The following is a 23,618-nucleotide window of genomic DNA, read 5'->3' as shown; positions in this document are numbered from 1 at the left end:
GGGTGCGCAACGGAGCGGAGAGGTCGACGTACCGCCTCGCCTACCCGCTCCTCCTCGCGACAGCCGGGACGATGGCAGCGGCCACGGTCTACGTGCATGTCCGCTACGACCGCCCGATCCTCGACCCCGAGGGCAGCTTCCTCGGCCCGTCGTACATCCGGATCCCGGTGCTTCTGCTGCTCGCCCTGGCGGTCGACCTGGTGCCGATCGCGTGGTGGCAGTCGCGCCGCAAGCGCAGCGCCTTGCTGCCCCTGATGCGGGACCGCTGGCACAGCCACTGGACCGCCGAGCGGCTGCGGCTGGTCGTGCTCGGCGTCGCGTGCTTCTACGTCACCTACGTGGGCTACCGGAACCTCAAGTCGGACCTGCCGTTCGTGCGGATCGGCGACAACGGGATGCCCCTGCTCTACGACAACGAGCTGCACAAGCTCGACCGCGTGCTGTTCTTCGGGCACGACCCGAGCGACGCGCTGCAGGCGGTCCTCGGCACCCATGCGGCGTACCTGCTCTCGCCGGTCTACCTGTTCTTCCTGCCGCTGGTGCCGGTGGTCATCACGCTGTGGGCGGTGTGGTCGCGCAACATCTCCTACGGCTACTGGTTCGTCGCCAGCCAGTGCCTGGCGTGGGCCTTCGGGACGCTCAGCTACTACCTGCTGCCCACCCTCGGGCCGGGCATCGCGTTCCCCTCGGAGTACCAGGGCCTCCCGCACACCAGCACCACGGCGCTGATGGAGACGATCGTCGACACCCGCGGCCGGTTGGTCTTCGGCGGCGTCACCAACACGGTCAACTCGATCGCCGGCTTCGCCAGCCTGCACACCTGCATCACGCTGCTGGTCGCGCTGATGGTCAACTACACGATCCGCAACCGGGCACTGCGCGTCGCCTGCTGGGTCTACTTCGGCCTGGTCGTCGTCTCGACGCTCTACTTCGGCTGGCACTACCTGGCCGACGACATCGCCGGCGCCGCGATCGCGATCGTCTCGTTCTGGCTCGCCGCGGTCGCGAGCGGGCAGCGGTTCGGCCGCGACACCCCGATCAGCCCCTACCCCCGCCCCGAGGGTGCGGTCCCGTTCTGGCGGGTCCCGCTCACGTGGCTGCAGCGACGTACGACGACGGAGGACCCATGATCCGCATCCCCGGTCTCGGCGGCTGGTCCGAGGACCCGCTGTGGGCCAGCTTCTACGACTGGACCGTCGAGCACCCCCGTGCGGGCGGAGCGATCTGGCGCACCGGCATCCGCAGCGACCTCTCCCGCCTGTACCGGGCGGCCGACGAGATCGGCCGGCAGCCGGCGGGCGCCAGGATCCTCGACATCCCGTGCGGTGGCGGCGTCGCCCTCCGCGGCCTGCACGAGGGCCAGGGCGTCGAGTACGTCGCCGCCGACATCGCGCAGACCATGCTGGACCGCACGATGCGGGCCGCCGAGCGGCGCGGTGTGGCCGACCAGGTGATCCCGCGGCTGGCCGACGTCGGCCGGCTCCCGTTCGACGACGGGGAGTTCGACCTCGTGGTCAGCTTCACCGGCCTGCACTGCTTCCCGGACCCCGAGCTCGCCGTGCGCGAGATGTCCCGGGTGCTCCGCGTCGGCGGCGTGGTGACCGGCAGCGCCCTGACCAACGACACCGGGATCGCGTTCGAGCCGATGCGCCGGGTCGGCCGGGTGGCGGGCCTGCTCGGCCCCGGCTGCACCCGTGACGACCTCCGGAAATGGTTCGGCGCCGCTGGTGTCGACGACCTCGTCGTCGACACCAGCGGCGCCATCGCCTACTTCAGGGGCGTCCGCCGCGCCTGAGCGCGGCCGCCGCGGTCAGTGACCGCCGGATTCCGCGAGCCGCTTGATCGAGGCCTCGATCTCGGCCTCGGCGGCGGCGCGGTCGGCCCAGTTCGAGCCCTTGACCGACTTGCCCGGCTCGAGGTCCTTGTAGCGCTCGAAGAAGTGCTGGATCTCGTCGAGGTCCCACTCGGCCACGTCGGGCAGGTCCTGGATGTCGTCGAAGCGCGGGTCGACCGGCACGCAGAGGACCTTCTCGTCCTGGCCGGCCTCGTCCTCCATCACGTACATGGCGACCGGGCGGGCCTTGACGACCGTGCCCGGGTAGACCGGGAAGGGCAGCAGGACCAGTGCGTCCAGCGGGTCGCCGTCGCCACCGAGGGTGCCCTCGATGTAGCCGTAGTCGGCCGGGTAGACCATCGACGTGAAGAGCACGCGGTCGAGGCGGATGCGACCAGTCTCGTGGTCGACCTCGTACTTGTTCCGGCTGCCCTTGGGGATCTCGATCAGAACATCGAACTCGGCCACTGCAGTTCCTCCACCACTCGTGCCTGTCCGTCCAGGCTGTGTCACGCCGCCCGGTGCGGGCGACGCGGAGCATTGTCGCGCACAATAGGCGCGCAGCGCAGTCGAGGCCCCGCTCGGGGGCCGGTGGGAGGGTGAGCGAGTGGCCGACGTGGCCTCAGGGGTACGCCGCAAGGCGCTGGTCGCGATCCCCACGGTCCTGGCCCTCGTGGTGGCCGTCGCGGGCCTCGTCGGCTGGCGCACCGGCCGCCTCGACGACTGGTGGCACCAGGTCCGCGGCGACGCCGTCGCGGCCGGTCCGGCCGCGGTCGCGCCGCCGCGGGGCGTGGAGGCGCCCGACGTCGTCCGGCCCGGGGTCGTGGCGCAGGCGGTCACCGAGCGCGCCCTCAGCCGCTCCCGGATCGCCGCCGCCCTGGCCCGGCCGCTCGCCAAGGCGGCCTTCGGTCCGCACGTCCTCGCTGCCGTCGGCACCCTCGACGGCCCCGGCCTGACCTACCGCTCCGCCTCCTCCGGCAGCTTCCTCGCGACGCCCGCCTCGACGACGAAGCTCGTCACCACCACGACGGCTCTCTTCGCGCTTGGGCCGGCCCACACCTTCGACACCACCACGGTCCTGACCGGCTCCGGCGCGAACCGCCGCCTCGTCCTGGTCGGCGGCGGCGACCCCTACCTCGCGTCCGCTCCGGAGAAGGACGACCCGTCGCCGACGTACGACCTGCACCGGGCGGACGTCACCACCCTCGCCTCCCGCACGGCCGCGGTGCTGCGCCAGCGCGGCATCCGCCGCGTCCACCTGGGCTACGACGCCTCGCTCTTCTCCGGGCCGGCCGTCAACGCCCACTGGGAGGTCGACTACGTCTCCAGCGGCGAGGTCGCGCCGACGAGCGCGCTGTGGGTCGACGAGGGGCACACCGCAGCGGGGGAGAGCGTCGCGAACCCGCCGCTCACCGCCGCCACCGTTTTCCGCAAGGCCCTGGCCCGCCGTGGCATCACCGTCACCGGCGCGCCGACGCCGACGGTGGCGCCGAAGGGAGCCAGCGCGGTCGCGAAGGTGACCAGCGCCCCGATGGCCCAGATCGTCCAGCGCATCCTGCAGGTCAGCGACAACGACGGCGCCGAGGTCTTGCTCCGCCAGCTCGGCCTCGCCGAGGAGGGTCAGGGCTCGATCGCCGCGGGCCGGACCGCCGTCCAGCACGTCCTCGCCGCCAACGGCATCGGCATGCAGGGCAGCGTCCTGTACGACGGCAGCGGCCTCTCCCGCCACGACCTGATGTCCCCGAACGTGCTCGTCGGCGTGCTCCGGCTCGCCGCCGGCGGCGCGCACCCCGAGCTGCGCGCGATCATCGAGGGCCTGCCCGTCGCGGGCTACAACGGCTCGCTCGTCGACAGCTCGGGCGGTCCGACCCCGCAGGGCTGGGGCCGGGTCCGGGCCAAGACCGGCACCCTCACCGGCGTCACCGCCCTGGCCGGCATCGGTGTGGACCGGTCCGGCGACCCGATGGTGTTCGTCCTGATGGCCGACCACGTCCCCGCCGGCAAGGACGCCCTCGCCCGCCAGTGGCGCGACCAGGCCGCCTCCGCGCTCGGCGCCTGCCACTGCGGCTGACCACCCACCACCGTCGTACCTGACCAACGCGTTGGTTTTTCGCGCGCAACCCAACGCGTTCGTCAGGTACGACGCACCCCTGGCCTCCCCCGTAGGCTGAATCCATGAGCGACGCGCCCGCCCCCGAGATGATCGACTGGAAGCTCGCGGTCGCGCTGGGCGCCAAGATCGCCGGTGAGGGACCGGCGGTGTCCCGCCTCCAGGCGGACGAGGCCGTCGCCGAGCTCCGCTCCGACGCCCACCGCTCCACCTCCCTGGTCCGCGACTTCACCGGCCTCGACGCGCCCGACGGCACCGCGCCGATCCTCGTGGTCGACCGGCCCGGCTGGGTCCGCGCGAACGCCGAGGGCTTCCGCACCGCGACCGGCCCGCTCGTGCAGAAGCTGACCGAGAAGCGGCCGCCGTCCGGGCTGAGCCGGATGATCGGCGCGAAGGTGACCGGTGCCGAGGTCGGCGGCCTGCTGGGCTACATGGCCGGAAAGGTGCTTGGCCAGTTCGACCCCTTCCACCCCGACCACGGCCGGTTGCTCCTGGTCGCCCCCAACGTGGTCCACGTCGAGCGCGAGCTCGAGGTCGACCCGACCGACTTCCGGCTCTGGGTGTGCCTGCACGAGGAGACCCACCGGGTCCAGTTCACCGCCGTCCCGTGGATGCGCGACCACCTCTTCTCCGAGATCGCCGCCATCACCGGGGCGATGGAGCCGGCCAGCCTGCTCGAGGGCGGCGCCGAGCGGTTCGCCGAGATCATCCGCGCGGCCCGCACCGGCGGCAGCATCATCGACATGGTCAGCACCCCCGAGCAGCGCGAGATCCTGGACCGGGTCACCGGCATGATGTCGCTGCTCGAGGGACACGCGGACGTGGTGATGGACGACGTCGGCCCCGAGGTCATCCCCAGCGTCGACGCGATCCGCGCCAAGTTCACCCAGCGCCGCAAGGGGCTCGGCACCCTCGACCGCGTCCTGCGCCGGCTGCTCGGCCTCGAGGCCAAGATGGCGCAGTACCGCGACGGCGCCACCTTCGTCCGCGCCGTCGTCGACAAGGTCGGCATGCAGGAGTTCAACGCCGTGTGGGCCGGTCCGGAGCACCTGCCGTCGAAGGCCGAGATCTCCGATCCCGAGGCCTGGATCACCCGAGTGCTGTGAGTCTCCACCCGGCCCTCGCCGCCTGCCGCCAGGGCGTACGACGGACCCTCGCGACCCTCGAGCCGGGTGACGCCGTCCTGGTCGCCTGCTCGGGCGGGCCCGACAGCCTCGCGCTGCTCTCGGCGGCCGTCTTCGAGGCGCGTCGGCCCGGCCTGCGGGTGATCGGGGTGACCGTCGACCACGGCCTGCAGGAGGGGTCGGCCGACCACGCGGCCCGCGTCGTGGAGCAGATGGCGGCGATGGGCGCCGACGAGACCGCGTCGGCCCGGGTCACCGTCGAGGCCGCCGGCCTGGGGGTGGAGGCGGCCGCGCGGCAGGCCCGGTACGAGGTCCTGGAGCAGGTCCGCGAGCACTTCGGGGCCGCCCTCGTGCTGCTTGGCCACACGCGCGACGACCAGGCCGAGACCGTGCTGCTCGGGCTGACCCGCGGCTCGGGCGGGCGCAGCCTGGCCGGGATGCGGCGTACCTTCGACCACTACGCGCGCCCCTTGCTCGACGTCGGCCGCGACGACACCGTCACGGCCTGCCAGGTCGAGGGTCTGACGACCTGGGAGGACCCGCACAACCTGGACCTCAGCTACACCCGCGTGCGCGTACGCCGCCGGGTGCTGCCCGTGCTCGAGGACCAGCTGGGGCCGGGCGTGGCCGCCAACCTCGCGCGCACGGCCGACCAGCTCCGTGACGACGTCGACCTCCTCGACGCCATGGCCCGGGCGACGTACGCCGACGTCGGCCGGCCCGACGGTGTCCTCGTCGGCCCGGTCGTGCACGCGCACCCGGCGCTGCGGACCCGGGTCCTGCGCCTCGCCGCCCTCGCGGCCGGGGCGATCGACGCCGAGCTGTTCCACGTGCACGTCCAGCAACTCCTGTCACTCGTGCTCGGGGAGATCCGGGGCGAGGTCCAGCTCCCGGGTCACGTGACCGGGTATCTCGCCGACGGTCGCCTGCGGTTCCGCTCCACCCGTGTGGAATCCTGAGTTCATGGAGTCCTCCCACGTCGAGTCCGACCTCGTCGAGGTGCTGTTCACCGAGAAGCAGATCCAGGACCGGATCGGTGAGCTCGCCGCCCAGATCGAGCAGGACTACGAGGGCAAGGACCTGATCATCGTCGGTGTCCTGCGCGGCGCCGTGATGGTGATGGCCGACATCGCGCGCAGCCTCAACCGGCACGTCGAGATGGACTGGATGGCGGTGTCGTCGTACGGCTCGGGGACGAAGTCCTCCGGTGTCGTCCGCATCCTCAAGGATCTCGACTCCGACCTCACCGGCCGGCACGTCCTCATCGTCGACGAGATCATCGACACCGGCCTGACGCTGTCCTGGCTGACCCGCAACCTGTCCTCCCGTGGCGCCGCGAGCGTCGAGGTCTGCACCCTGCTGCGCAAGCCGGACGCCCTGCAGATGCCGGTCGAGGTCCGCTACATCGGCTGGGACATCCCCAACGAGTTCGTGGTCGGCTACGGCCTGGACTTCCGGGAGCGCTACCGCAACCTCCGCGACATCGCGACGCTCGCGCCGCACGTCTACAGCTGAGTCCACGAGGCGTGACCGATGTCGCCCCGACAGGCTGGAACCAGGAGCCGGACCGGCGCGTTCAGCATTCGGGAGCGGCGTGTACGGTCATGTGATCCAAGCGCGCGGCGTTGATCGCCGGATCAAGGAGCGGATGAGTCAGTGAAGCGTGTGTTCAGGGGCCCGTGGCTCTGGATCGTGGTGGCCGTGGTCGCCGTGGTCCTGGCACTGGAGTTCCTCGCCTCCGGCGGTGGGTACGACGAGGTCGACACCTCCCAGATGTCGCAGTACATCCAGGACGGCAAGGTCAAGGACATCACCTTCATCGACGGTGACCAGGTCATCCAGGCCACCCTGGACGACGGTGTGCGCCCGCAGGGCTCCAAGATCTCCACGCACTACATCGACGGTCAGCAGCCCGAGCTCCTGCGCGAGGTCGACCAGGCGCTCAAGGCCAAGAAGCTGGAGACCTCCAACTCGGAGAACCCCAAGCCCAGCCTGCTCAGCTCGATCCTCGGCACGGTCCTGCCCTTCGCGCTCATCATGCTGTTGTTCATCTTCCTGATGAACAACGTGCAGGGCGGTGGTCGCGGCGTCATGCAGTTCGGCAAGTCCAAGGCGAAGATGATCACCAAGGACATGCCCAAGACCACCTTCGCCGACGTCGCCGGGTGCGACGAGGCGATCGAGGAGCTCGGCGAGATCAAGGAGTTCCTCCAGGAGCCCGCCAAGTTCCAGGCCGTCGGCGCCAAGATCCCCAAGGGCGTCCTGCTCTACGGCCCTCCCGGCACCGGCAAGACGCTGCTCGCGCGCGCGGTCGCGGGTGAGGCGGGCGTCCCCTTCTACTCGATCTCCGGCTCGGACTTCGTCGAGATGTTCGTCGGCGTCGGTGCCTCCCGGGTCCGCGACCTGTTCGAGCAGGCCAAGGAGAACGCCCCGGCCATCGTGTTCATCGACGAGATCGACGCCGTCGGCCGCCACCGCGGCGCCGGCATGGGCGGCGGTCACGACGAGCGCGAGCAGACCCTCAACCAGCTCCTCGTCGAGATGGACGGCTTCGACGTCCGCGGTGGCGTCATCCTGATCGCGGCCACGAACCGTCCCGACGTGCTCGACCCCGCGCTGCTGCGCCCGGGCCGTTTCGACCGCCAGATCGGCGTCGACGCGCCCGACCTCGCCGGCCGCCACCAGATCCTCAAGGTGCACTCCCGCGGCAAGCCGCTCGGCCCCGACGTGGACCTTGAGAACACCGCCCGTCGTACGCCGGGCTTCAGCGGCGCCGACCTCGCCAACGTGCTCAACGAGGCCGCGCTGCTCACCGCGCGCAACAACCAGAAGCTGATCACCAGCCAGGCCCTCGACGAGGCGATCGACCGCGTCATCGCCGGCCCGCAGCGGCGTACCCGCCTCATGAGCGAGAACGAGAAGCTGATCACCGCCTACCACGAGGGCGGCCACGCCCTGGTCGCGGCGGCGCTCCCGGGCACCGACCCGGTCCACAAGATCACGATCCTGCCGCGCGGTCGTGCCCTCGGCTACACGATGGTGCTGCCCGACGAGGACAAGTACTCCCAGACCCGCAGCGAGATGCTCGACAAGCTCGCGTACATGCTCGGCGGCCGGGCGGCCGAGGAGATGGTCTTCCACGACCCGACTACCGGCGCCGGCAACGACATCGAGAAGGCGACCAACCTCGCCCGGGCGATGGTCACGCAGTACGGCATGACCGAGCGGCTCGGCGCCATCAAGCTCGGCGAGTCCAACTCCGAGCCGTTCCTGGGGCGCGACCTGGGGCACTCGCGCAACTACTCCGAGGACGTCGCCGCGATCGTCGACGAGGAGACCAAGAAGCTCCTCGCCACCGCACACCAGGAGGCGTTCGACATCCTGGTCGAGAACCGCGACGTGCTCGACGCGCTGGTGCTCGCGCTGCTCGACAAGGAGACGCTGGACAAGGCCCAGGTGGCGGAGATCTTCACCGCGCTGCGGCGTCGTCCCGAGCGGCCGGCCTGGACCGGCTCGCCGACCCGCGTCCCGTCGTCGATCCCGCCGGTGGAGATCCCCGAGGAGATCCGCAGGCGCGCGCAGAACGGCACCAAGCCCGAGGAGTCGGGTCCCGAGCAGATCCTGACGCCGCCCGGCGGCGGTGGCGACATCCACGGCGGGGGCGACGTACCTCCGCCGGCCCCTCCGACCCCAGGTTTCTGATGCCCGACCCGATCTCCCACCCCGAGCCTGCGCTCGAGGACGTTCCCCCGTTCGACCACGCGCGCGCCGAGGCCGCCGTCCGCGAGCTGCTGCTCGCCATGGGCGAGGACCCCGACCGCGAGGGCCTGCACGACACCCCGGCCCGCGTGGCCCGTGCGTACGCCGAGGTCACGTCCGGGCTGCGGATGCGCCCCGAGGACGTCCTCACCACGACCTTCGACCTCGGCCACGACGAGATGGTCCTGGTCCGCGACATCGAGCTGTGGTCGATGTGCGAGCACCACCTGGTGCCGTTCACCGGCGTCGCCCACGTCGGCTACATCCCGGCCGAGTCCGGCAAGATCACCGGCCTGTCCAAGCTGGCCCGGCTCGTCGACGTCTACGCGAAGCGACCGCAGGTGCAGGAGCGGCTCACCACCCAGGTCGCCGACGCACTCGTCGAGATCCTCGACGCCCGCGGCGTGATCGTGGTGATCGAGGCCGAGCACCTCTGCATGACGATGCGCGGCGTCCGCAAGGCCGGCGCCCGCACCATCACCTCGGCGGTCCGCGGCCAGATGCACAACGCCGCCACCCGCGCCGAGGCGATGTCGCTGATCGTCCGCGGCTGAGTTCCGTAGGGCAAGACGTGGCCCGGCGGCAAGCCTCGGTAGCCTGCGGGGCATGACGTCGCGGCCGCTGGTGATGGGCGTCGTCAACGTCACGCCGGACTCCTTCTCCGACGGGGGCCGGTACGACGACACCGACCGTGCCGTTGCGCACGGGCGAGAGCTCTTGGCGCAGGGCGCCGACATCCTCGACATCGGCGGCGAGTCGACCCGCCCGGGCGCGACCCGACCCCTGCTCACCGAGGAGCTGGACCGGGTCGTCCCCGTCATCTCCGCGCTCGCCGGCGACGGTGCCCGCGTCTCGGTCGACACGATGCGCGCCGAGGTCGCGGCGGCGGCGCTCGAGGCGGGCGCCACGATCGTCAACGACGTCTCGGGCGGCCTGGCCGACCCGGCGATCCTCGACGTGGTGGCCGGCTCGTCGGCGACGTACGTCGCGATGCACTGGCGGGCGCACAGCGACACGATGCAGAGCCTGGCGACGTACGACGGGCCGGGCGGTGTGGTCGCGGCCGTGCACGCCGAGCTGGCGGACCGGGTCGCGGCGGCGCGGGCTGCCGGCATCCCCGACGACCGCCTCGTGCTCGATCCCGGGCTCGGCTTCGCGAAGCTGCCCGCGCACAACTGGGAGCTGCTGCGGCACCTGGACCGGATCGCCGAGCTGGGCCTCCCGATCCTGGTCGGGGCGAGCCGCAAGACCTTCCTGGGGCGGCTGCTGGCCGACCCGGCCGGCGAGCCCCGGCCGGTCGACGACCGCGAGTCCGCAGGGGTGGCACTGACCGCTCTGCTGGCGGCCGGGGCCGGGCGTGCGGAGGTGTGGGGGATCCGCGTCCACGACGTCCGGGCCCACCTCGATGCCCTGCGGGTCGTGGCCGCATGGCAGGGTGAGGGTCGTGCCTGAGCTCGCTGACGACGTCGACGTCCTGTCCGTGGTCGGCATCGAGTGCTGGGGACACCACGGCGTCTTCGACCACGAACGCCGCGACGGGCAGCGCTTCGTCATCGACCTCGCGCTGGCGGTGGACACCCGTCCCGCGGCGGCCTCGGACGACTTGCGCGACACCGTCGACTACGGAAGTCTCGTGGCCGAGGTTGCGGATGCGGTGGGCAGGGACCCGGTCGACCTGATCGAGACCCTCGCCGAACGGATCGCCACCGTCTGCCTCAGGGACCGTCGTGTTGAATGGGCTCGGGTGACCATTCACAAACCGGACGCACCGATCGAGAATCCCTTCGGTGACGTCAAGTTGACCATCACCCGTCGTCAAGCCGCTGACAGTGTGCAGGGAGAGGGCCAAGGATGACCGAGACTCCGAATCCGAACATCATCGATGCAGACACGCTGACGGGCGAGATGCGACCGATCCGACGCGTGGTCATCGCCCTCGGATCGAACCTGGGTGACCGCTTCGCCAACCTGCAGGGCGGCGTCTCCACGATCGCCGACACCCCCGACGTCTGGGTGACCGGCGTGTCGCCCGTCTACGAGACCGTCCCGGTCAACTGCCCTCCCGGCTCGGACTCCTTCCTCAACGCCGTGGTCCTCGCGGACACGACGCTGTCGGCCAGCCGGCTGCTCGACCGTGCCCTGGCCGTCGAGGACGCCTTCGACCGTGCCCGCAACGGCGAGAAGAACGCCCCGCGCACGCTCGACGTCGACCTGATCGTCGTGGGCGACCGGCGTGCCGACACCGCCACGCTCAAGCTCCCGCACCCGCAGGCGCACCAGCGCGCCTTCGTGCTGCAGCCCTGGCTCGACCTCGAGCCGGACGCCCAGTTCCTCGACAAGGGCTTCGTCGCCGACCTGCTGGCCGCGGCCGACCGCTCCGGCATCACCCGCCGCGACGACCTGGTGCTCGAAGCCGAGTGACCCGGCGCCTCCGGGTGTGAACGCATCGTCCGACGAGCCGCACGGCTCGCTGCGCCCGACCTCGCCGCTGGCCCTGCTGGGCTGGGCGGTGGTCGGAGGTGCGGGCGGCTACGCGCTGCACGGCCTGTGCGACCGGTTCAGCGTCGTGCCGCCCCTGGTGCCGTGGGTGCAGGCCGCAGCCCTGTTCCTCATCGCCGCCATCGTCGGGTGGACGGCCTGGGCCACCCACCGCGCCCTGCAGGTACGCCGGGACCGCTGGTCGGTCGAGAACGCCGTCAACCGGTTGGTGCTCGCCCGCGCCTCCGCTCTCGCGTGCGCCCTCGTGGGAGCCGGGTACCTCGGCTACGCGCTGAGCTGGATCGGTGACCCGGCCGACCTCGCCGGCGAGCGCCTGGTGCACTCGCTCGTCGCGGCCGGCGGCGGGTTCCTCGGTGTCGTCGCCGCGCTGTTCCTGGAGCGCGCCTGCCGGGTGTCCGGCCCGCCCGACGAGGACTGACCCCACGGGTCACACCGGTATCACCCGCCACGCGGCGGATCTCCCCGGGATCGGGCTCGTCCGGGCCTACCGTGAACCCATGACGTCACCGGTCGGAACCCGCCGCCGTCAGCGCTCGACCCGTGTCGTGGTCGCGCTGGCCCTCCTCGTGCTCGCCGCGGTGACGGTCCTCGTCACCGCCTTCTCCGGTTCTCTCGCCGCCGCGATCATCGGCGGCGTGGTCGCGTTCGTGCTCGGCGCGGCCGCCACCAAGATCACGCACGCCGAGGTCGTGCTGACCCGCGTCGAGGCCGCCCGCGACCGCGCCGCCCAGGCCCAGGAGTACCGCCGGCTCACCGAGGAGCGGACCCGCGAGGGCGTGGAGTTCGCCGCCGACATGCAGGGCCGGATCGCCAAGCGCGACGCCACGGTCGCCCGGCTCGAGAAGCGGTTGACCGAGGCCGCCGGCGAGCTCGCCGACGCCCGCCGGGAGCTCGCCGACGTCACCGCCCGCGCCGAGCTCGCCGAGCGCGAGACCGAGCGGGTCCGCACCCGCATCAGCGACGCCGAGAACCGGGCGGCCGACGCCGCGATCCGGGTCGCCGAGCTGGAGCAGCAGCTGGACGTGCTGGAGTCGGAGCTGGCCACCTGGCGGCGTACCGACACCAAGCGCCGGGCCGTCTGAGCCCTACTTCTCGTCCGCTCGCAGGGCGACCGCGTCCCGCGGCACGCCCGCAAGGTCGAGGGTCGGTACTTCGACCCGCACGCCCGCCGAGTCCCGGACCCGCGGCAGGCCACCGTGCTCCGCGAGGTAGGAGATGACGGCGACCGCCTCCGGGCGTCGGTCCTGCTCCACGAACCAGCCGACCAGGCGGTGGGCCGGGACCAGCCGGCTCGAGGTCAGCGACCCGTGCGTGCCCCAGAACTCGCGCACCCCCGCCACGAGCAGCGCCCACCACTCGTCGTCGCAGCCGGGGATCTGCAGGAAGTAGCGCCACAGGTCGCCGGGCAGCACGCGCTGCTCGAAGGTCTTCGTGACCGGCGCCGAGCCGTAGCCGCGGACGCTGGCCAGCGACATCCGCTTCGTCGTCCAGCGGTCGCGCAGGTCGGCCACGCTCGCCCGCTGCTGCGTGATCGAGGTGCCGTCCTCGCGGATCCGCCAGTGGTAGACGACGTCCGGGACGATGCCGATCAGCCGGGCCTGCAGGTAGGCGCGGGTGAGCGTGGGCTGGTCCTCGTAGCGCAGCCGCTCGGGCCACGAGAGCCCGGCGCCCTCCCAGAACCCGCGGCGGTAGAGCTTGTTCCACGCGAACACGTCACCGAGCAGGTCGGGCCGCTGCTCGATGAGCACGGCCGCGCGGCCCTGGTGGATCCGCCGCATCCACGGGATCTCGCGCACCTCGTCACCGACCAGCTGGACGACGTCGCCGGTCACCAGGTCGGCGCCGGTGCGGCGCAGCTGGCGCAGCAGCACGGCGTACGCATCGGGCGGGAGGACGTCGTCGGAGTCGGCGAACGCGATGACGTCGCCGGTGGTGTGCCGCAGCCCGGCGTTGCGGGCGGCGCCGAGGCCGCCGTTCTCCTGACGCACGAGCCGCACCCGCGGGTCGCGCTCGGCGTACGCCGCCGCGATGGCCGCGGAGTCGTCGGGGGAGCCGTCGTCGACCACCACGACCTCGAGCTCGCGGTGGGTCTGGGCGAGCAGGCTGTCCAGGCACGCGGGCAGGTACGCCGCCGTGTCGTACGCCGGCACCACCACGCTCACCACGGGAGCCCGCCTACCGAACCGCACGACTGAACGCTAGGGCATCGGTACTCAGGGTGGCCCGGCTCACACCCCGCAGAGGTATCGCAGCGGGATGACCCCGGCCTACCCTCGACGTTGTTCAGCACGAGCACACGTCCGGTACCCACACCGGCCCGCACCCGCGGGTGGCCGGTGGGATTGGAACGAAAGGTTCGCCCATGTACAGCAGCCCTGCCCTGCGCGTCGGTGTCATCGGCGCCGGTCGGGTCGGTTCTGTCCTCGCCGCCGCGCTGCGCGCCGCGGGACACGAGATCGTCGCCGTCGCCGGTGAGTCGGACGCCTCGCGCGGCCGCGCCGCGGACCTGCTTCCCGGCGTACCCCTCCACAAGCCGACGACCGTCGCGCGCGAGGCCGACCTGCTGCTGCTGACCGTCCCGGACGACATGCTCTCCAACGTCGTCACGATGCTCGCCGACAGCGGTGCGCTCCGCGCCGGTCAGTACGTCGTGCACACCTCCGGCGCGCACGGCCTCGCGATCCTCGAGCCCGCCGCCCGGGTCGGCGCCCGCGCGATCGCGCTGCACCCCGCCATGACCTTCACCGGCACCGCCGTCGACCTCGACCGGCTCGCCGGCTGCGTCTTCGGCCTGACCGCCGGTCCGCTCGAGCGCCCCCTGGCCGAGCGCTTCGTGCACGACCTCGGTGGCCGCGCCACGTGGGTGCCCGAGGAGATGCGGACGCTCTACCACGCGGGCCTCGCCCACGGCGCCAACCACCTCGTCACCCTGGTCAGCGAGGCGATGGGCCTCCTGGCCGCGGCCGGGGTCGACGACACCGCCGGTACGCTGCGCCCGCTGCTCCAGGCCGCCCTCGACAACGCTCTCGCCCACGGTGACGCGGCCCTGACCGGCCCGATCGTCCGCGGCGACCTCAAGACCGTCGCCGCGCACGTGCGCGAGATCGAGCGCACCCGGCCCGACACCCTGCCGTCGTACGTCGCGATGGCCCGGGCCACCCTCAGCCGTGCGGTCACCGACGGCCGGGTCCTGCCGATCCGCGCCCGCCGGATCCTCGAGGTGCTCGACGCGGCCGCCGCGCGCGCCCAGGTGGAGCTGTAGAACGGTGGAGATCGCCCGCACCCGCGTCGACCTCGACGCGATGATCGACCGGTCGCGCCCGGTCGTGCTCGTGCCCACGATGGGTGCGCTGCACGACGGCCACGCCTCCCTGATGCGGCTGGCCCGCGAGCGCGCCGGCGCCGACGCGACGCTCGTCGTGTCGATCTTCGTCAACCCGCTGCAGTTCGGCCCCGACGAGGACTTCGACCGCTACCCGCGCACCGAGGAGGCCGACCTCGACGTGTGCAAGCGCGAGGGCGTCGACCTGGTCTTCGCGCCCGGCGTCGAGGAGATGTACCCGACGGGCGTGCCCCACGCGCTGGACGCCGACCCGGTGACGGTCCACCCCGGCGCGACGGCCGACATCCTCGAGGGCGCGAGCCGTCCCGGCCACTTCCGCGGCGTCCTCACGGTCGTCGCCAAGCTCTTCGGGCTGATCCGCCCGGACCTCGTCGTCTTCGGCGAGAAGGACTACCAGCAGCTGGCCCTGATCCGGCGGCTGGTCGACGACCTGTGCCTGCGGGTGGAGGTCGTCGGTGCCCCGACCGACCGCGAGCCGGACGGCCTCGCGCGCTCGAGTCGCAACCGCTACCTCGACGACGAGCAGCGGCAGCAGGCGGTCACTCTCAGCCGGGCGCTGCGCGCGGCACAGGAGCGGGCGTCGTACGGCGTACCGGCGGCCCGGTGGGCCGCCATGAGCGTCATCAAGGGCGAGCCCGCGGTCGAGCTCGACTACCTCGCCCTCACCGAGACCAACCTCAGCACGCCGCCGGACTACCCCGAACCCGGCAGCGAGGGCCGCATCCTCATCGCGGCCCGGGTCGGCACGACCCGGCTGATCGACAACATGCCTCTCGTCTTCGGAGGTGGTGGATGACCCAGCACTCGCTCACGAGGAACGAGCGAGCCCGCCCGACGCGAGCGAAGCGAGCCTGTCGGGCGGAACCAACCAACAGCGCCGCGAAGCGGCCCGTAGCCCTTCCGTCGAACGAAGTGAGACAGCAATGTTGCGCACGATGATGAAGTCCAAGATCCACCGGGCCACCGTGACCCAGGCGGACCTCCACTACGTCGGCTCCGTGACGATCGACGAGGACCTCCTCGAGGCCTCCGACCTGCTCCCCGGCGAGCTGGTCCACATCGTCGACGTCACCAACGGCGCCCGGCTGGAGACCTACACGATCGCCGGCGAGCGCGGCTCGGGCGTGATCGGCATCAACGGTGCCGCCGCGCACCTGGTGCACCCCGGCGACCTCGTCATCATCATCGGCTACGGCCAGATGAGCACCGAGGAGGCCAAGGAGCACCAGCCGCACGTGGTCTTCGTCGACCAGGACAACAAGATCCTGGCCACCGGCTTCGACCCGGCCGAGACCTTCGGCGACGCGACCCTCGAGCGCGGCGACGCGGTGGCCGCTCGCTGATGCCAGATCTGCCTGGGCGCCTCACCGCACCCGAACCCGGCTGGACGACGCGCGCCGACGTCGTCGTCATCGGCTCCGGCATCGCCGGCCTGACCGCGGCCCTGCGGCTGCGCAAGAAGGTCGACAAGGTGCTGCTGGTGACCAAGGACGTGCTCAGCGCCGGGTCCACGCAGTGGGCCCAGGGCGGGATCGCGGCCGCGCTCGGGCCGGGCGACACCCCTGAGCAGCACGAGCACGACACCCTCGTCGCCGGGGCGGGCGTGTGTGACCGGGAGGCCGTCCGGGTGCTGGTCACCGAGGGGCCGAAGGCGGTCCGCTACCTGCTCAAGCAGGGCACCAACTTCGACCTCGACGCCGCCGGCGACCTGTCGCTGACCCGCGAGGGTGGCCACCACCGCGACCGGATCGCCCACGCCGGCGGCGACGCCACGGGCGCCGAGATCCAGCGCGCCCTGATGAAGGCCATCGCCGACGCCCCGCAGATCGAGGTCATCGAGCACGCGCTCGCCGTCGACCTGCTGCTGGACGCCGACGGAGCGGTCGCGGGCGTGACGCTGCACGTGCTCGGCGAGGGCCAGCGCGACGGTGTCGGCGCGGTGCACTGCCGGGCGGTCGTGCTCGCCAGCGGTGGCCTCGGCCAGGTCTTCGCGCAGTCCACCAACCCGGCGGTGTCGACGGGCGATGGGATGGCCATCGCGCTGCGCGCCGGCGCGATCCTGCGCGACCTCGAGTTCGTGCAGTTCCACCCGACGGTCATGTATGTCGGTCCCGACTCGCACGGCCAGCAGCCGCTGATCTCCGAGGCGGTGCGCGGCGAGGGGGCCTTCCTCGTCGACGACGACGGCAACCGGATCATGCAGGGCGTGCACGAGCTCGCCGACCTGGCACCCCGCGACGTCGTCGCCAAGACGATCATGAAGCGGATGCTCGAGACCGGCCGTCCGCACCTGTGGCTCGACGCGCGCCACCTCGGCGCGGAGTTCTGGGAGAGGCGCTTCCCCACGATCCTCGCGACCGCGCGCCGGTACGGCGTCGACCCGGTCACCCAGCTCATCCCCGTCGCGCCCGCCCACCACTTCGCCTCCGGTGGTGTCGCCACCGACCTGCACGGGCGTACGACGGTCCCGGGCCTCTACGCCACCGGCGAGGTGGCCTGCTCCGGCGTGCACGGCGCCAACCGGCTCGCCTCCAACTCGCTGCTCGAGGGCCTGGTCTTCTCGCGCCGGATCGCGAAGGTCCTGCCCGGGGAGCTGCGGCCGTGGGCCGAGCCCGCCGCGGACCCCCGCGCCGCGGGCCTGGTCTCGGGATCGGTGCGGGACGAGATGCAGGAGACGATGAGCGGACGGGTCGGCGTGCTGCGCACCGCCCCCGGCCTGACCGAGGCTCGTGCCGTGCTCGACAAGCTGGCCGGCGTGGCCGCCGACGAGGTGGGCCCCGACGCCTGGGAGACCACCAACCTGGTCACCATCAGCACCGCCTTGGCCGCGGCCGCCCTGCTCCGCGAGGAGACCCGCGGCTCGCACTGGCGCGAGGACTTCCCCGAGCGCGACGACGCCGACTGGGCCGGTCACTTCGACGTGGTGATGGCCGACGGCGCCACCGCGGTGTCCTTCCACCCGGCGCCCGCCACCGACGGGGAGGTCTGAGCATGGGGATCGCCCGGACGCCGTACGACGAGCTGCCCACCGCCCTCGTCGACGAGATCGCCGCCGCAGGGCTGGACCCGCGGGCGATCTACACGCACGTCGCGCTCGCGTTCGACGAGGACCTCCCCGGCGGCGTGGACGACGTCACCAGCGCGGCGATGCCGGACATGGGGGTCGCCGTCGGCGACTTCGCTGCCCGCGAGCCGGGCGTCGTCGCGGGGCTCGCGATCGCCGAGCTGGCGTTCCGCTACGCCCTCGGCGACACCGTCGAGCTGACCGGACGCATCCCCGACGGCACGCACGTGAAGCCCGGTGACGTGGTCCTGACCGCGACCGGCCCGGTCCAGGGCGTGCTCACCGCCGAGCGGACCGCCCTCAACTTCGCCTCGCACCTCTCCGGCGTCGCGACCGCGACCTCGCTCTGGGTCGAGGCGCTCGAGGGCACGAAGGCGCGGGTCCTCGACACCCGCAAGACGCTCCCCGGCTGGCGCGCCCTGCAGAAGTACGCCGTGCGCTGCGGCGGCGGGGTCAACCACCGGTTCAGCCTCGTCGACCGGGCGATGGTCAAGGACAACCACGCGGTCGCCGCGGGAGGTGTGGTGCCGGCGTACCGCGCCGTCGTGGCCGCCAACCCCGGCCTGCGGGTCGAGGTCGAGGTCATGGACCTCGACGAGCTGCGCGCGGTGCTCGAGGCCGGCTGCGTCGAGGTGCTGCTCGACAACATGTCGATCGACGCGATGACCGAGGCCGTCCGCATCCGGGACGGGCTCGCGCCGACCGCCACCCTCGAGGCATCGGGCGGCCTGACGCTGGAGCGGGCGCGGGCGGTCGCCGAGACCGGCGTCGACTTCATCTCGGTGGGCGCGCTCACCCACTCGGTCAAGGTCTTCGACCTCGGCCTCGACTTCAGAGACGGAACTCCGTGAGTTGGGGGTCTGGGGGCGGAGCCCCCAGCGGGGGGATCTCGGGGGCGCAGCCCCCGAGCGTCCTCCTGGCCGCCGACATCGGGAACGCGCACACCGTGCTGGGTCTGGTCAGCGACGGCGAGGTCGGCGCGCACTGGCGGGTGTCGACCGACGCCCGGCGTACCTCCGACGAGTGGGCCGTCCTGCTGCGCGGCGTCCTCGGTGCGGCCATGGGGCAGGTCGACGGGATAGCGGTGTGCTCCACGGTGCCGTCGGTGCTCAACGAGTGGCGCGACATGCTCTCCCGGCATTTCGCCGATATCCCGCAGGTGATCGTCGAACCCGGTGTCCGCACCGGGGTCGCGATCCAGGTCGACAACCCGCGGGAGGTCGGCAGCGACCGGATCATCAATGCGCTCGCCGCCGCCGATATCGCGACTCCGAGCATCGTCGTGGATTTCGGTTCGACGGCGACGACTTTCGATGTCCTCGACGCGCAGGGACGGTATGTCGGCGGCGCCATCACCCCCGGTATCGAGGTCTCCCTCGCCGCGCTGAGCCGCTCCGGCGCCCAGCTGCGCCAGGTCGAGCTGGTCCGCCCCAAGGGCGTGATCGGCAAGAACACCGTGGAAGCGCTGCAGTCCGGCATGGTCTTCGGCGTCGCCAGCCAGGTCGAGGGCATGGTCGCGCGCCTCACCGCCGCGCTCGGCGCGGAGCCGGGATCCGTCGCGATCATCTCCACCGGATATCTCGCGCCGCTGGTCGTTGACGAGTGCGACTGCTTCACGACGCACCGGCCCTTTCTCACCCTCGAGGGGCTGGCGAAGGTTTTCGCCCGCAACGCCCGCTGAAATCGTGGAGTGACGCCGACTTAGTTCTCCGAATTCGGTGGATATGACACTATTCATCGAAATGCGGTCACATATCGGGCCGCTGTCCTCAACGCATTCGAGCGGAGAAAAGCAGATGGCGCAGAAGGTCAACATCGTCCTCGTCGACGACATCGACGGCAGCGACGCCACCCAGACGGTCGTGTTCGGGCTGGACGGCAGCAGCTACGAGATCGACCTGAGCGACGCCAACGCCGCGGCGCTGCGTGAGGCGCTGGCGCCCTACGTCGGCCACGGCCGCAAGGTCGGTCGCGCCGCCCGTCGTACCGCTCGCGCGGCCGCCGCCTCCTCGACCGCCGGTGCCTCCGCGCGGGAGATCCGCGAGTGGGCGAAGTCCAACGGCCACTCGGTGCCCGAGCGCGGCCGGATCCCCGCCGACGTGCGCGAGGCCTACGAGAGCGCCAACTGAGCCTGTTCGCTGTGAGCGCACGCGGATAATCCCGCTGGCGGGAACGCGTAGGCTGCTCGTGGGGTTGTCTGGGAAGTGACCCCCGAGTCTGGAGGAGCGAATATGTTCGAGCGGTTCACCGACCGAGCCCGACGCGTTGTTGTGCTGGCCCAGGAAGAGGCCCGCATGCTCTCGCACAACTACATCGGCACCGAGCACATCCTGCTCGGCCTCATCCACGAGGGTGAGGGCGTCGCCGCGAAGGCGTTGGAGTCGCTCGACATCTCGCTGGAGGCCGTGCGCGCGCAGGTGGAGGAGATCATCGGCCAGGGCCAGCAGGCCCCGTCCGGGCACATCCCGTTCACGCCGCGCGCCAAGAAGGTGCTCGAGCTGTCCCTGCGCGAGGCGCTGCAGCTCGGTCACTCCTACATCGGCACCGAGCACATCCTGCTCGGGCTGATCCGTGAGGGCGAGGGCGTCGCCGCCCAGGTGCTGCAGAAGCTCGGCGCCGACCTCAACCGGGTGCGCCAGCAGGTCATCCAGCTGCTCTCCGGCTTCCAGGGCAAGGAGTCCGGCCAGCAGGCCGCCGGCGCCACGACCGGTGCCGGCACCGACGCCCCGTCGTCGTCGCTGGTCCTCGACCAATTCGGTCGCAACCTCACCCAGGACGCGCGCGAGGGGAAGCTCGACCCGATCATCGGTCGCCACCAGCAGATCGAGCGGGTCATGCAGGTGCTGTCCCGGCGTACCAAGAACAACCCGGTGCTCATCGGTGAGCCCGGTGTCGGCAAGACCTCGATCGTCGAGGGCCTGGCCCAGGACATCGTCAAGGGAAACGTCCCCGAGACGCTCAAGGACAAGCAGATCTACACCCTCGACCTGGGTGCCCTGGTCGCCGGCTCCCGGTACCGCGGTGACTTCGAGGAGCGCCTGAAGAAGGTGCTCAAGGAGATCCGCACCCGCGGCGACATCGTGCTGTTCATCGACGAGATCCACACCCTCGTGGGTGCCGGTGCGGCCGAGGGCGCCATCGACGCGGCGAGCATCCTCAAGCCGATGCTGGCCCGCGGCGAGCTGCAGACGATCGGTGCGACGACCCTCGACGAGTACCGCAAGTACCTCGAGAAGGACGCCGCGCTGGAGCGCCGCTTCCAGCCGATCCAGGTGCCGGAGCCGTCCATCGCGGACACCATCGAGATGCTCAAGGGCATCCGTGACCGCTACGAGGCGCACCACCGCGTCACCATCACCGACGAGGCGCTCGTCTCCGCGGCCACCCTCGCCGACCGCTACATCTCCGACCGGTTCCTGCCGGACAAGGCCATCGACCTGATCGACGAGGCCGGCTCGCGGCTGCGGATCCGCCGGATGACGGCGCCCGCCGACCTGCGTGAGTACGACGAGAAGATCGCCGAGGTCCGCCAGCGCAAGGAAGGCGCCATCGACGGCCAGGACTTCGAGGCCGCCGCGCGCCTGCGCGACGAGGAGAAGCAGCTCATCCTGAAGAAGGCCGAGCGCGAGAAGCAGTGGCGCGCGGGCGACATGGACGAGGTGGCCGAGGTCGACGAGGAGCTGATCGCCGAGGTGCTCGCCGTGGCGACCGGCATCCCGATCGTGAAGCTGTCCGAGGAGGAGTCCACCCGGCTGCTCAAGATGGAGGACGAGCTGCACAAGCGCGTCATCGGGCAGGACGAGGCCGTCAAGGCGCTGTCCCGCGCGATCCGTCGTACCCGTGCCGGCCTGAAGGACCCGAAGCGTCCCGGCGGCTCGTTCATCTTCGCCGGCCCGTCCGGTGTCGGAAAGACGTGGCTGTCCAAGACGCTCGCCGAGTTCCTGTTCGGCGACGAGGACGCGCTGATCCAGCTCGACATGAGCGAGTTCGGCGAGAAGCACACCGTCTCCCGGCTGTTCGGCTCGCCTCCGGGCTACGTCGGCTACGAGGAGGGCGGCCAGCTCACCGAGAAGGTGCGCCGCAAGCCGTTCTCCGTGGTCCTCTTCGACGAGGTCGAGAAGGCGCACCCGGACATCTTCAACAGCCTGCTGCAGATCCTCGAGGAAGGTCGCCTGACCGACTCGCAGGGCCGCGTCGTGGACTTCAAGAACTGCGTCATCATCATGACCACCAACCTCGGCACCCGCGACATCGCCAAGGGCATCAACCTGGGCTTCCAGCAGTCCGGCGACGCCGCGGGCTCCTACGAGCGGATGAAGGCGAAGGTGTCCGAGGAGCTCAAGCAGCACTTCCGCCCCGAGTTCCTCAACCGCGTCGACGAGATCATCGTGTTCCCGCCGCTGTCGCAGGAGCAGATCATCGCGATGGTCGACAACATGATCGCCGCGGTGGAGGTCCGGCTGAAGGACCGCGACATGCAGCTCGAGCTCACCCAGGCCGCGAAGAACCTGCTCGCCGAGCGGGGCTTCGACCCGGTCCTGGGCGCCCGCCCGCTGCGGCGTACCGTCCAGCGCGAGATCGAGGACATCCTCGCCGAGAAGATGCTGTACGGCGAGGTCGGCCCCGGCCAGATCGTGCTGGTCGACGTCGAGGGCGAGGGCCCGGCCGCGAAGTTCACCTTCAAGGGCCAGAAGATCGCCGAGCTGCCCGACCTGCCGCCGTTCGAGGCGGTGGCCGAGGGTGGCGAGGCGTCCGAGGAGAACCTGAGCTGACCTGCTGAAGCACCATCGCACCTGGCGATCTGGTCGAGGATCCTTGCGGATCCCAGCCAGAACGCCAGGTGCGATGTGCTTTTTCGATCAGTGGGCGGTGCCGGTGAGGTTCAGCAGCACGACGCCGAGCACGATCAGGCTCAGCGCGGCCAGCTTCATCGGGTCCAGCCGCTCCCCGAGGAAGAGCACGCCGACGACGGCGATGCCGGCCGTGCCGAGGCCGGCCCAGACGGCGTACGCGATGGAGATGGGGAGCTGCTTGACGACCACGGTGAGCAGCCAGATCGACAGCGCGTAGCCGCCGACGACCAGCACGGTCCAGAACGGGTCACGGAAGCCCTCGGTGCGGGACAGCGCTGCGCTGGCCGACACCTCGACCCCGATCGCCGCGAGCAGGAGCATCCAGGCGAACATTCACAACACCTCCTTCCGATGGGTTTGTAGCAACTGCTACAGAAATGTAGCACCTGCTACAGTGAAAGCCAAGCGGGAGGTGGCGACAGTGGCGAAGGACACGGAGAAGCGGGCGCGGCTCGCCGAGGCGGCGACGGACTACGCGCTCGACAACGGGCTGATCGGCCTCAGCCTGCGCCCCCTCGCGGCGGCGATCGGGACCAGCGACCGGATGCTGCTCTACCACTTCGCGGACAAGGACGACCTGGTCGCGACCGTCCTGCACACGGCCAACCAGCGCTCGATCGAGCTGGTCCGCGCACTCCCACGGGCTCGCTCGGTACGCCGTGCGGTGCTCGACCTCTGGGCCGCCTGGAGCTCGGGCCACCTCGAGCGGTGCCAGCGCCTGTACGTCGAGGCGGCCGCGCTCGGTCTCTTCGGCCAGGAGCCGTACGCCGGCGTCGTACGCTCCGCCAACGAGGTCTGGGTCCAGGCCCTCGGCGAGTGGCTGGTGGCCGCGGGCTGTCCGCCGAAGGTCGCGCCGCGCGCCGTGCTGCTGATGGACTCCGCGATGATGGGCCTCCACCTCGACCTGCCCCTGGACCGTGGCAGCCGGGAGCTCACCCGCGCCGTGGAGGACCTGGCCGACGCCGTCCACGCCATCGCGAGCCCGTGACCCTGACCCGCGAGTTCGGACTTCTGGTCAGCCGAATCCAGGGC

The 23,618-nt window shown here is 71.6% G+C and carries 25 protein-coding genes; 22 read left to right on the top strand and 3 right to left on the bottom strand.

Features of this window, described 5'->3' with window-relative positions:
* The first annotated feature begins 2 nt into the window (after positions 1-2).
* Positions 3-1,130 (top strand): phosphatase PAP2 family protein, encoded by a 1,128-nt coding sequence (locus ACYVAQ_RS03865; RefSeq protein ID WP_460787145.1) that lies wholly within the window; start codon positions 3-5, stop codon positions 1,128-1,130.
* A complete protein-coding gene (locus ACYVAQ_RS03860) occupies positions 1,127-1,795 on the top strand; it encodes a class I SAM-dependent methyltransferase (protein ID WP_460787144.1) in 669 nt (222 codons plus the stop codon). Before ACYVAQ_RS03865 ends, ACYVAQ_RS03860 begins: the two co-directional genes overlap by 4 nt.
* 15 nt (positions 1,796-1,810) lie before the next feature.
* Here ACYVAQ_RS03860 and ACYVAQ_RS03855 read toward each other — a convergent pair whose 3' ends face one another.
* Positions 1,811-2,347 carry an inorganic diphosphatase gene (locus tag ACYVAQ_RS03855; protein WP_460787143.1) on the bottom strand — a complete coding sequence of 179 codons (537 nt, stop codon included), beginning with the start codon at positions 2,345-2,347 and terminating at the stop codon, positions 1,811-1,813.
* A 94-nt stretch (positions 2,348-2,441) separates the two neighbouring features.
* On the opposite strand from ACYVAQ_RS03855, the gene dacB reads away from it, so the two are divergent.
* The 11 genes from dacB to ACYVAQ_RS03800 all read left to right on the top strand — a co-directional run bounded on the left by dacB (position 2,442) and on the right by ACYVAQ_RS03800 (position 12,408).
* The gene (gene dacB, locus ACYVAQ_RS03850; RefSeq protein ID WP_460787142.1) at positions 2,442-3,905 is read left to right on the top strand and encodes a D-alanyl-D-alanine carboxypeptidase/D-alanyl-D-alanine endopeptidase; all 1,464 of its coding nucleotides are present in this window, start codon (positions 2,442-2,444) and stop codon (positions 3,903-3,905) included.
* Positions 3,906-4,009: 104 nt separating this feature from the next.
* Positions 4,010-5,050 carry a zinc-dependent metalloprotease gene (locus ACYVAQ_RS03845; RefSeq protein WP_460787141.1) on the top strand — a complete coding sequence of 347 codons (1,041 nt, stop codon included), beginning with the start codon at positions 4,010-4,012 and terminating at the stop codon, positions 5,048-5,050.
* Positions 5,047-6,027, top strand: coding sequence for a tRNA lysidine(34) synthetase TilS (gene tilS, locus ACYVAQ_RS03840; protein ID WP_460787140.1), 981 nt, complete (start codon positions 5,047-5,049; stop codon positions 6,025-6,027). The genes ACYVAQ_RS03845 and tilS overlap by 4 nt, the downstream gene beginning before the upstream one ends.
* Positions 6,028-6,031: 4 nt before the next feature.
* Positions 6,032-6,583 carry a hypoxanthine phosphoribosyltransferase gene (hpt, locus tag ACYVAQ_RS03835; protein ID WP_460787139.1) on the top strand — a complete coding sequence of 184 codons (552 nt, stop codon included), beginning with the start codon at positions 6,032-6,034 and terminating at the stop codon, positions 6,581-6,583.
* A gap of 141 nt (positions 6,584-6,724) precedes the next feature.
* On the top strand, positions 6,725-8,770 hold the full coding sequence (ftsH, locus tag ACYVAQ_RS03830; RefSeq protein WP_460787138.1) for an ATP-dependent zinc metalloprotease FtsH: 2,046 nt from the start codon (positions 6,725-6,727) through the stop codon (positions 8,768-8,770).
* Positions 8,770-9,381: a GTP cyclohydrolase I FolE gene (gene folE, locus ACYVAQ_RS03825; RefSeq protein ID WP_460787137.1), complete on the top strand. Its 612-nt coding sequence runs from the start codon at positions 8,770-8,772 to the stop codon at positions 9,379-9,381. The genes ftsH and folE overlap by 1 nt, the downstream gene beginning before the upstream one ends.
* 52 nt (positions 9,382-9,433) lie before the next feature.
* Positions 9,434-10,279, top strand: coding sequence for a dihydropteroate synthase (gene folP, locus ACYVAQ_RS03820; RefSeq protein ID WP_460787136.1), 846 nt, complete (start codon positions 9,434-9,436; stop codon positions 10,277-10,279).
* On the top strand, positions 10,272-10,682 hold the full coding sequence (folB, locus tag ACYVAQ_RS03815) for a dihydroneopterin aldolase (RefSeq protein WP_460787135.1): 411 nt from the start codon (positions 10,272-10,274) through the stop codon (positions 10,680-10,682). The genes folP and folB overlap by 8 nt, the downstream gene beginning before the upstream one ends.
* On the top strand, positions 10,679-11,248 hold the full coding sequence (gene folK / locus ACYVAQ_RS03810; RefSeq protein ID WP_460787134.1) for a 2-amino-4-hydroxy-6-hydroxymethyldihydropteridine diphosphokinase: 570 nt from the start codon (positions 10,679-10,681) through the stop codon (positions 11,246-11,248). The genes folB and folK overlap by 4 nt, the downstream gene beginning before the upstream one ends.
* 16 nt (positions 11,249-11,264) lie before the next feature.
* A complete protein-coding gene (locus ACYVAQ_RS03805) occupies positions 11,265-11,744 on the top strand; it encodes a DUF3180 domain-containing protein (RefSeq protein ID WP_460787133.1) in 480 nt (159 codons plus the stop codon).
* A 79-nt stretch (positions 11,745-11,823) separates the two neighbouring features.
* Complete coding sequence (locus tag ACYVAQ_RS03800; protein WP_460787132.1) at positions 11,824-12,408, top strand: hypothetical protein; 585 nt, start codon at positions 11,824-11,826, stop codon at positions 12,406-12,408.
* A 3-nt stretch (positions 12,409-12,411) separates the two neighbouring features.
* On the opposite strand, the gene ACYVAQ_RS03795 is transcribed toward ACYVAQ_RS03800, so the two are convergent.
* Positions 12,412-13,515: a glycosyltransferase family 2 protein gene (locus tag ACYVAQ_RS03795; RefSeq protein ID WP_460787131.1), complete on the bottom strand. Its 1,104-nt coding sequence runs from the start codon at positions 13,513-13,515 to the stop codon at positions 12,412-12,414.
* 173 nt (positions 13,516-13,688) lie between these two features.
* Here ACYVAQ_RS03795 and ACYVAQ_RS03790 point away from each other — a divergent pair, with 173 nt between their 5' ends.
* The 8 genes from ACYVAQ_RS03790 to ACYVAQ_RS03755 all read left to right on the top strand — a co-directional run bounded on the left by ACYVAQ_RS03790 (position 13,689) and on the right by ACYVAQ_RS03755 (position 22,505).
* Positions 13,689-14,588, top strand: a complete 900-nt coding sequence (locus ACYVAQ_RS03790; protein WP_460787130.1) for a Rossmann-like and DUF2520 domain-containing protein — start codon at positions 13,689-13,691, stop codon at positions 14,586-14,588.
* Between the two features lie 4 nt (positions 14,589-14,592).
* A complete protein-coding gene (gene panC, locus ACYVAQ_RS03785; protein WP_460787129.1) occupies positions 14,593-15,465 on the top strand; it encodes a pantoate--beta-alanine ligase in 873 nt (290 codons plus the stop codon).
* 127 nt (positions 15,466-15,592) lie between these two features.
* The gene (gene panD / locus ACYVAQ_RS03780; RefSeq protein WP_460787128.1) at positions 15,593-16,012 is read left to right on the top strand and encodes an aspartate 1-decarboxylase; all 420 of its coding nucleotides are present in this window, start codon (positions 15,593-15,595) and stop codon (positions 16,010-16,012) included.
* Positions 16,012-17,658 carry an L-aspartate oxidase gene (locus ACYVAQ_RS03775; protein ID WP_460787127.1) on the top strand — a complete coding sequence of 549 codons (1,647 nt, stop codon included), beginning with the start codon at positions 16,012-16,014 and terminating at the stop codon, positions 17,656-17,658. Before panD ends, ACYVAQ_RS03775 begins: the two co-directional genes overlap by 1 nt.
* A 2-nt stretch (positions 17,659-17,660) precedes the next feature.
* Positions 17,661-18,584: a carboxylating nicotinate-nucleotide diphosphorylase gene (gene nadC / locus ACYVAQ_RS03770; protein ID WP_460787126.1), complete on the top strand. Its 924-nt coding sequence runs from the start codon at positions 17,661-17,663 to the stop codon at positions 18,582-18,584.
* Between the two features lie 35 nt (positions 18,585-18,619).
* Complete coding sequence (locus tag ACYVAQ_RS03765) at positions 18,620-19,414, top strand: type III pantothenate kinase (RefSeq protein WP_460787413.1); 795 nt, start codon at positions 18,620-18,622, stop codon at positions 19,412-19,414.
* Positions 19,415-19,529: 115 nt separating this feature from the next.
* Entirely contained in the window at positions 19,530-19,862 is a 333-nt protein-coding gene (locus ACYVAQ_RS03760; RefSeq protein ID WP_460787125.1) for a histone-like nucleoid-structuring protein Lsr2, read from the top strand.
* A 102-nt stretch (positions 19,863-19,964) separates the two neighbouring features.
* The gene (locus ACYVAQ_RS03755; RefSeq protein ID WP_460787124.1) at positions 19,965-22,505 is read left to right on the top strand and encodes an ATP-dependent Clp protease ATP-binding subunit; all 2,541 of its coding nucleotides are present in this window, start codon (positions 19,965-19,967) and stop codon (positions 22,503-22,505) included.
* Positions 22,506-22,592: 87 nt separating this feature from the next.
* Here ACYVAQ_RS03755 and ACYVAQ_RS03750 read toward each other — a convergent pair whose 3' ends face one another.
* Positions 22,593-22,919, bottom strand: coding sequence for a DMT family transporter (locus ACYVAQ_RS03750; protein WP_460787123.1), 327 nt, complete (start codon positions 22,917-22,919; stop codon positions 22,593-22,595).
* Positions 22,920-23,007: 88 nt separating this feature from the next.
* Between ACYVAQ_RS03750 and ACYVAQ_RS03745 the strand changes: the two genes are divergently transcribed.
* Positions 23,008-23,574, top strand: a complete 567-nt coding sequence (locus ACYVAQ_RS03745) for a TetR/AcrR family transcriptional regulator (RefSeq protein WP_460787122.1) — start codon at positions 23,008-23,010, stop codon at positions 23,572-23,574.
* Positions 23,575-23,618: the final 44 nt, after the last annotated feature.

The sequence above is a fragment of the Nocardioides maradonensis genome (genome assembly GCF_054777115.1).
The sequence above is the reverse complement of the archived record's forward strand: the minus strand, read 5'-3'. Positions and strand labels throughout refer to the sequence as shown.